General features: G+C 71.6%; 5 protein-coding genes. 3 read left to right on the forward strand and 2 right to left on the reverse strand.

What is annotated here, in order from left to right; all coding sequences use genetic code 11:
* Positions 1-145: 145 nt before the first annotated feature.
* Together ACWGH4_RS26675 and ACWGH4_RS26680 are read right to left on the reverse strand one after the other, a co-directional pair.
* The gene (locus ACWGH4_RS26675) at positions 146-1,066 is read right to left on the reverse strand and encodes a glutamate ABC transporter substrate-binding protein (RefSeq protein ID WP_441264693.1); all 921 of its coding nucleotides are present in this window, start codon (positions 1,064-1,066) and stop codon (positions 146-148) included.
* A 174-nt stretch (positions 1,067-1,240) separates the two neighbouring features.
* Positions 1,241-3,319: a neutral/alkaline ceramidase gene (locus ACWGH4_RS26680; RefSeq protein WP_453465424.1), complete on the reverse strand. Its 2,079-nt coding sequence runs from the start codon at positions 3,317-3,319 to the stop codon at positions 1,241-1,243.
* 178 nt (positions 3,320-3,497) lie between these two features.
* Between ACWGH4_RS26680 and ACWGH4_RS26685 the strand changes: the two genes are divergently transcribed.
* From ACWGH4_RS26685 to ACWGH4_RS26695, 3 genes are all read left to right on the forward strand, one after another.
* Positions 3,498-4,595, forward strand: coding sequence for an AraC family transcriptional regulator (locus ACWGH4_RS26685; protein WP_453465426.1), 1,098 nt, complete (start codon positions 3,498-3,500; stop codon positions 4,593-4,595).
* 229 nt (positions 4,596-4,824) lie between these two features.
* Positions 4,825-6,486, forward strand: coding sequence for a SpoIIE family protein phosphatase (locus ACWGH4_RS26690; protein WP_453465430.1), 1,662 nt, complete (start codon positions 4,825-4,827; stop codon positions 6,484-6,486).
* A 92-nt stretch (positions 6,487-6,578) separates the two neighbouring features.
* Positions 6,579-7,667 (forward strand): hypothetical protein (locus ACWGH4_RS26695; RefSeq protein WP_453465428.1); only part of this gene is annotated, 1,089 nt, incomplete at its 3' end.

Raw genomic sequence — 7,667 nt, forward strand, 5'->3', positions numbered from 1 at the left:
CGGTTCAGCTCTTGCCGGGGCCCTCGTCCGAGGGGCGGTCGCCCTTGCCGCCGTTGCTGTTGCCGCCGCCACCCGTGAACTTGTCGCGCAGCTTGCCGCCCAGATCGCCCGCGCCGCCCGCCGCGGCCGTTCGCCGTGTGTGCGGTCAGTCGCGCTGGACCATCGGCGGTCCCACGTAGTGGGAGCCCGACAGGCCGAGCGTCGCGTCGTACGCCAGCTTGTAGTCGCCGTTCTCGTCGTGCGCCTGGAGCGCGTCGGAGACGGCGTCGCGCAGGGCCTCGTCGCCCTTGGCCATGCCGATGCCGTACGGCTCCTCCGTGAACGGCTGGCCGACGACCTTCAACTTGCCCGCGTGCTGTGCGGCGTAGCCCTTGAGGATGGCGTCGTCGGTGGTGACGGCGTCGACCTTGCCCTCGAGCAACTGCTTGACGCACTCGGTGTACTTGGGCGTCTCGACCGTCCGGGTGTTGTACTCCGGCTTCTTGATCTCACGGAGCGCGGTCGAGCCCTTGGCCGAGCAGACCGTCTTGCCCTCCAGCGAGAAGGGTCCCGCGATCGTCCGGTCGTTCTCGCGTATCAGGAGGTCGGCGCCCGCCATGTAGTAAGGGCCGGCGAAGGCGACCTTCTTCTTCCGCTCCTCGTTCATCGTGTACGTCCCGACGTACAGATCGACCTCTCCGTTCGAGATCGCCGCCTCGCGGACGCCGGTGTCCACCGTCTTGAACTCGATCATGTCGGCGGAGAAGCCGAGGTCCGCGGCGATCATCTTGGCGATCTCGATGTCGAAGCCGGACCGGTTGCCCTTCTCGTCCTCGAAACCGAGGAAGGGCTGGTCGTTCTTGGCGCCGATGACGAGCTTTCCGGCCTTCTGCGCCTTCTCCAGCGTCGGCGAGTCGATGTCGACACCCGTGGCGACCTTGTAGGTGGGCAGCTTGGGCAGGTCCTCGGCTTTCGCCTGCCGGGTGGGACCGTCACCGGCGCTCCCGGAGTCGCCGCCGCACGCGGTTGCGGTGAGTGCGACCGCGAGCACGGTGATCGCCGCGGCGGCGGACTTGTAGGCCTTCATGGTGCGACATCCTTCACTCGATTTTGCGAGGAGAGTAAGGAGTCGATGGTCCGAGTGTCATTACATCTGAGCTGAACTTGAGCATCACATTCCGGATACGGCCGGGCGTACCAGGCCCGAACCCGCGGCGCGCCCCGGCGATCGTGCCGCGGGGGCGCGCCCGTGGGGCGCGGTTCAGCCGACCGTGAAGGGCCGGGTGGCACCGCTGAAACCGGTGATCGTGCCGAACAGGCTCCTGGAGTCACCGAAGTGCACGATGCGGTACGTCCCTTCCGGCGTCCCCGGGGCCACCTTCCAGGTGACGACCGCCTTGGACGTGCCGGTCACGCCGTTCAGCCGCACCCAGCGGTACGTGGTGTCCCAGTCGCCGTCGTCCAGCCGGCGGACCCACCGGCCGTCCACCAGCCGCTGCACCTCGAGGAACGTGCCGCCACGGCGCAGGTTGTTCTTCGGGTGGCCGGTCACGAACTCGGCGGTGACGGTGGCCCCCTGCCCGTACGACTCGGCCGGCTCGGCCAGCACGTCGCCGAACTTCCTGCCCGCCGGCGGGTTGTCCATCACCACGCCGGTCTGCAACGACGTCTGACGGTCCGAATGGTCGGCCGGCGCGGGGCCGCGGCCGACGGTGGTGCCGTCCCTCAGCGAGGCCGCGAGCGAGGCGAACTCCTGCTGGTAGGCGGGCAGCGTGTACCTGCCGTAGAGCGTCGAACCGCCCTCGTACTGCTGGAGGTCGTACTCCTCCGGCGTGGTCACGTACTGGCTGTAGGCGTTCGCGTAGCCCTGCATCAGCACGTTCTCCAGCGGTACGCCCAGCTCCTGGGCGACCGTACGGCGGATGCGCAGGCCGGAGACGATCGTGTACTCGGCCGGGCCGGCCACCAGGTAGAACTGGCCGATCTTGACGATCTGCACCGGAAGGACCGTGGGCGTCGTCGGCGTCACCGCGTTGACCAGGCCGGTGGGCACCAGGTTCGCCTTCGGGTACTGGCAGCTCACCAGCCACTCGGGCGGGTCGATGTCGAAGGGCTCCAGCAGCTTCGCCACCGGGCTGTTCATGCCCTCCGTGAAGCCGGGGATCGCGGGCCCGTCCTCCACGCTGCCCGCGAGCGTCGAGGCGCCCACCATGGCCGGACAGGTGCGGTGTTCATTGCCGTCGGGGGTGTACTTCCCGTCGACGGTCACCTGCTCCATGTTCACGAACCGCATCCGGGAGTCGACACCGCCGCTGAGCGGGACGGCGGCTGCGTCGTAGATCTCCTGCGCCTTGCGGAACTGCCGGTCGCCGATGATCCGGGTGTTCTCGAACTCGTCCTCTGTCGGGCCCGAGCCCGGCTTCAGGTTCAGGTTGGGCGACATGTCACCGGCGTTGGTGTTGGGGAACGCCGCGACGAAGCCCTCCTTGTTCTCCAGGTAGCGCACACCCTGGTCGTCGTGCTCCCACTCGTACGCCGCGTAGCCCTTGTTGTCCGGGCTGAGCAGTGTGTTCTTGTTGGTGAGCGAGGTGTTGTGGGTGGCGAACCAGCTGATGGCGCCGATGTCGCGGTCGCCCTGGCGGAAGCGCAGCACGGTCATCGCCGGGTCGATCGCGCCGGGGAACGCCGCCTTGTCGCCCGCCGGATTCTTCTCGAAGGCCGTCCTCGACCGGTTGACGCTCGCGTCGGTCAACTCGCCCCTGCCGAGCGTGATGGTGCCCGGTGCGAGGTCCTCATGGGCCTCGGCCACCGATTCGACGATCCCGTCGACGATCGCCCGGTAGGTGTCCTTCTGGAAGCCGAGAGAGGCCAGGTTGTACGCGAGGTGGTGCGAGTGGCCGCCCGATCCGGCGTGCGTGTGGGTCGCGGACAGCAGCACGTTCTCTTCGCCGTAGAGCGAGCCGTAGCGTGCTTTCAGTCCGGCGACGACCCCCTGCTGCACGGACTGGAAGATCATGGCCAGATCGGCGTTGACGTAGACGACCCGCTTCCCGCTGGTCCGGTCGGCGACCACGAACGCCCGGGAGCGCTGCCGCTGATGGATGCCCGACGCCTTCTGCTCGAAGCTCGAGTAGCCCATCATGCCCACCTCCGCGGCCTCTCCGGTGACATCGGAGATGCCCCGGCCGACCAGGTACGTCGTGGGCTCCGGCGCCGCCGTGCCGGACGCCGGGGCCGCGCCGGCCGGTACCGCTCCCGGAACGGCCGCCAGGGCCAGGGCGCCGAGCGACCCCGCGAGCAGCAGAGAGAGCGCCTTCGGGCTGGTTGTGGGGAACCGCATGCCTTCTCCCTCGTGCCGGATACCGGAACCGGTGCCGTCGGTGACAGGTGTGACCGACGGTAAGGGCGGTGGGCGGCCGGGGGAGAGGACCCAACCGGCCAGTAACGGGACTTCAGCGGCCACCGGGCCTGTCCTCCCGCGGCCGGAATCCCTACAGTGGCGGCCCGGAGGTGAGCCGATGCCGTCGCACGAACCGGTACCCGCCGAGCACACCCGCCGGCCGTCCGGCGCTCCGCTCACCGCACGACTGGCGGACCCGCGGTACGGGTCCGCCACCATCACGCCCCATCTGCTGCGCTACCTCACCCTCGTGGCGGCGGAACGAGGGCACGACCTCGGCCCTTCCCTGCGCCGTGCGGGCCTTAGCGAGGCCGCCCTCAGCGCGGTCGGCCAGCGGGTGTCCTACCGTCAGGGCAGCTCCGTGATCAGGGAGGCGATGCGGGACCTCGGCGATCCCGCGCTCGGCCTCGCCGTGGGCCGACGCCAAAAGGTGACCGCGTGGGGACTGGTCGGCCTCGGGCTCCAGGCGAGCCCGACCCTCCACGACGCCCTGCGGCTCGGCGTCCGCCACCACGGAGTCACCGGATCCATGCTCGACTACCGCATGGAACCGGTGCCGGACGGCGCCGCCATCCTCGCGACCGCCCGATACACCGACTCCGGCCTGCGGGCCTTCCTCCTCGAAGAGGCGTTCGGCAGCATCACCGCCCTGATCAGGGACGCCTGGCACGAGGAGTTCGCGCCGCACTCCCTCGCCGTACGGCATGCCCGCCCGCCGTACGGCGACGAGTACGAACGGTACTTCCGCTGCCCCGTCACCTTCGGCGCGGCCGACGACCGGATCGTCTTCGGGGCGGCGTGTCTGAACAGCCCGCTGCCCGGCGCCGACGCGTACACCCTGGCCCAGGTGGTCGAACTCCTCGACGCGGCACGCACGCGCCGCCGGCAGCGGCAGGACCTGGTGCAGGGACTCGAGGTGTCCGTCGCCCGCGGCCTGCCGCACGTCCCCCCTCTCGCCCAGCAGGCCCTGGCGCGCGGCATGAGCGAGCGGACGCTGCGCAGAAGACTGGCGGAGGACGGCACCAGCTACGAGGCGCTCGTCGACTCCGTCCGGCTCGTACGGGCGGAGGAACTGATGACGACCAGCGACCTCCCGCTGCACCGGATCGCGGCCATGCTCGGCTTCAGCGACGCCCGGACCCTGCGCCGCGCCGTGGCCCGCTGGTTCGGCACCAGCCCCTCCGCGCTGCGGGGATCAGCGGCCCGCCGCCCGTGAACCCGCCCGTCGCGCCTGCTCTGTCCGGTCCGTCCGGCTGCCCGCGGGCGCCTCGGCCCCCGGGTCCGGATCGGGCAACGCAAGTCCGGGGGCGCACAGGAGCCACCCACCCCATACTTGATCCAGTGACGGCAGGGAAGGCGGTGCGGTGAGACATCCGGGATGGGGGCGGCGGACCGGAGGACCGGCGCTGCGCCGCCGGGCGGCCGGTCTGGCCGAGCGGTTCACCATGCACAACCGCCTCGAATGGCTCAGTCACGCCAGTACCGAGATCGGCACCACGCTCGAGCTGGAACAGACAGCGCAGGAACTCGCCGACTTCGTCGTGCCCCGCCTCGCCGACGGCGCCGCCATCGACCTGCTGGAGTCCGCGCTGCGCGGTGAGCACGTCCAGCCGGGCAGTGCCGGTGAGCGGCCCGTCATGCGGGCCATCGCCGTCGCCGCCGTTCCCGAGCTCATGGAGCTCGAGCCCGACCCCGTGGGCGAACTGACCTCGGTCAACAAGGACACGGTCGCGGTCAGTGCCCTGATGCGCCGGCAGCCGATGCTCATGAGCCGGCTCGCCCGGGACGACTTCGCGCGGGTGGCGCCCACCGCACGGGCCGCCGAGAAGATGCGCGCCGCCGGGGTGCACAGCTACATGGTGGTTCCGCTGATCGCCCGCGGGGTGCTGCTGGGTGTCGCCGACTTCGTACGGGCGGGCCGCAGGCCGCCGTTCTCCCGCACGGATCTCGCGCTCGCCCTGCAACTGGCCTCCAGGGCCGCCGTCTTCGTCGACAACGCACGCCTGTACAAGCGGGAGCGGGAACACGTCGTCAGCCTCCAGCGCAACCTCCTGCCCCGCACCACCCCGCAGACGCCCGGGCTCGACGTGTGCGCCGACTACGCCCCGACCGCCGACGCGAGCGGCGTCGGCGGCGACTGGTACGACGTGATGGCGCTGCCCGGCGGCCGGACCGCCCTCGTCGTCGGCGACGTCATGGGACACGGGCTCGCCGCCGTGGCCACCATGGGCCGGCTGCGCGCCATCGCCCGCACCCTCCTCGCCCTTGACATCGTCCCGGAGCGGGTCCTCGCCCGGATGGACCTCGCCGCCCGTGACCTCGAGGACGACCAGGTCGCCACCTGCCTGTGCGCGGTGTACGACCCCGCCACCGCGGTGTGCACCATCGCCACGGCCGGCCACCCGCCGCCCCTGCTCGTCGACGCGGCGGGCGACGCCGATTACGTCGACGTACCGGTGGGAGCCCCGCTGGGCGCCGGTGTCATCCCCTACGACCCCGTGAAGGTCACCCTGCCCGCCGCGAGCCGGCTGCTGATGTACACCGACGGCCTGATCAAGAGCCGCGCGACCGACGTCGACGTGCAACTCGCACGGCTGCGCAAGGCCGCGTCGGGCGCCGCTCCGGCCGTACTCGAGTCCTGCGGGCTGCTGGCCGGCGACTGGGGACCGGACAAACGCTTCGACGAAGCGGTCATGCTGGTCGCCACGGCGCACGACGCCCGCGCCGGCGAGAACGTGGCCGTCTGGCCGCTGCCCGCCGATGCCACCGCCGCGTCCGCAGCCCGCCGGCTCGTGGTGGAGCAACTGGCCGGATGGGATCTCGACGGCCTCGCCGACACCACCGAACTCGTGGTCAGCGAACTGGTCGGCAACGCACTGCGCTACGGCGGCGGACCGGGACAACTGCGTCTCATGCGCCACGAAAGGCTCGTCGTCGAGGTGTCCGACACCGGCCCCGACCTGCCGCTCATCCAGCACGCGACGCTCAACGACGAAGGCGGCCGCGGGCTGCAGCTCATCAACATGCTCTGCCGGCGCTGGGGTTCCTGCCGGACATCGGAGGGCAAGGTCGTCTGGGCCGAGCAGGACATCGTGCCCCCTGCCTGACCGATTCCCGCCCCTGCTGCCCGCGGTGGAACCAGCGCGGGCCGCGGCTCGTGTTACCCGCAGAGCACACGCCGGGAAGAGGGGAGTCCACCGTGGCCGCGAGCGCCGTACGCGTCGACGGAAACAGTCTGCTGCTGGGCGGGGGAGTACGGGTCCGGTTCATCAGGACGCTCCGCCTGCCCGAATCGGGGACGCACCAACTGCCGCCCGGGCTCGGTGAGTTCCCCGTACGGCGGGTCGAGGACCACATCGGCACCGTGCCGCCCCAGATGCGCGAGCGGGGCGGCGTGATGCTGCCGGTCCATCTCCGCGAGGCGATGTGGCTCAGCTTCGCGGGCAGCAGCGAGCCCGCCGCCCTCCAGGTCGGCGTCGGCAAGGTGTGCGCCGTCTCCGGCAAGCCGTGGCGCGGCACACTGACCCGCAAGCCGCAGAACTACGTGGTGCTGCCCCGCCAGCCGTGGCTGGACGGCATCAACTCGGGCAAGGGCACGGTGCGCCAGTTCGTCGCCGTCCCGCTCGGCCTGGGAGCCACGGTGGAGGGGCAGGTCACCGGCGAGGAGACCTGGGGCGGTGTGCAGCTCCAGGCGTTCGGTCTGTCCGACGCGGCACTGGCGGCCTGGCGCGAGGAGGAGCGGGTCCGCGCGGAACGGGCCGCGCGCGCCACTCCGGTGTATCCGGCGGCCGCGTCGCCCGGCAGCGCTCCCGCCTACGGGGCGCTGCCTCCGCCCGCGGCTGCCGCCTTCGGAGGGGCCCCGCACGCCGCGCCGGCCGCTCCCGGCGGTCCGCCCCGGGCCCGCTCCGCCGCGATGGGCCTCGGTGTGGGCGGCTCCATGCGGCAGGAGGTCTACCGCGACGACCGGCGTCTCTCCGACTGGGCGGACGAGCCCTCAGGCCGGGTGTTCGTCCACCTGGTGACCCCGCCGGAGTGGCGCCGCATCACCGGCGAGGAGCCGCCACCGTCCCCCGTCGACCGCGCGGCCTACACGCGTGCGGGACTGCCCTGGTACGAGTACTACGACGAGAGCGCGGCCGACCTCGCGCCGCCGGACGCCCTGAGCGGGGTGCAGCCGGTCGGCGACTGGCTCGGTGACGACCACGACCCCTGGCAGCCGCCGGCCCCGGGACAGATCGTGCCCCTCGGCGACGCCCCCGCACCGGGAAAGCCGGTCGCGGACGGCGAC

Source organism: Streptomyces sp. NPDC054847, assembly GCF_053610925.1.

Coding starts and splice junctions, on each gene's coding strand:
- ACWGH4_RS26685 (WP_453465426.1), top strand. CDS start 3,498: ATGCCGTCGCACGAACCGGTACCCGCCGAGCACACCCGCCGGCCGTCC.
- ACWGH4_RS26680 (WP_453465424.1), bottom strand. CDS start 3,319: ATGCGGTTCCCCACAACCAGCCCGAAGGCGCTCTCTCTGCTGCTCGCG.
- ACWGH4_RS26690 (WP_453465430.1), top strand. CDS start 4,825: ATGCACAACCGCCTCGAATGGCTCAGTCACGCCAGTACCGAGATCGGC.
- ACWGH4_RS26675 (WP_441264693.1), bottom strand. CDS start 1,066: ATGAAGGCCTACAAGTCCGCCGCCGCGGCGATCACCGTGCTCGCGGTC.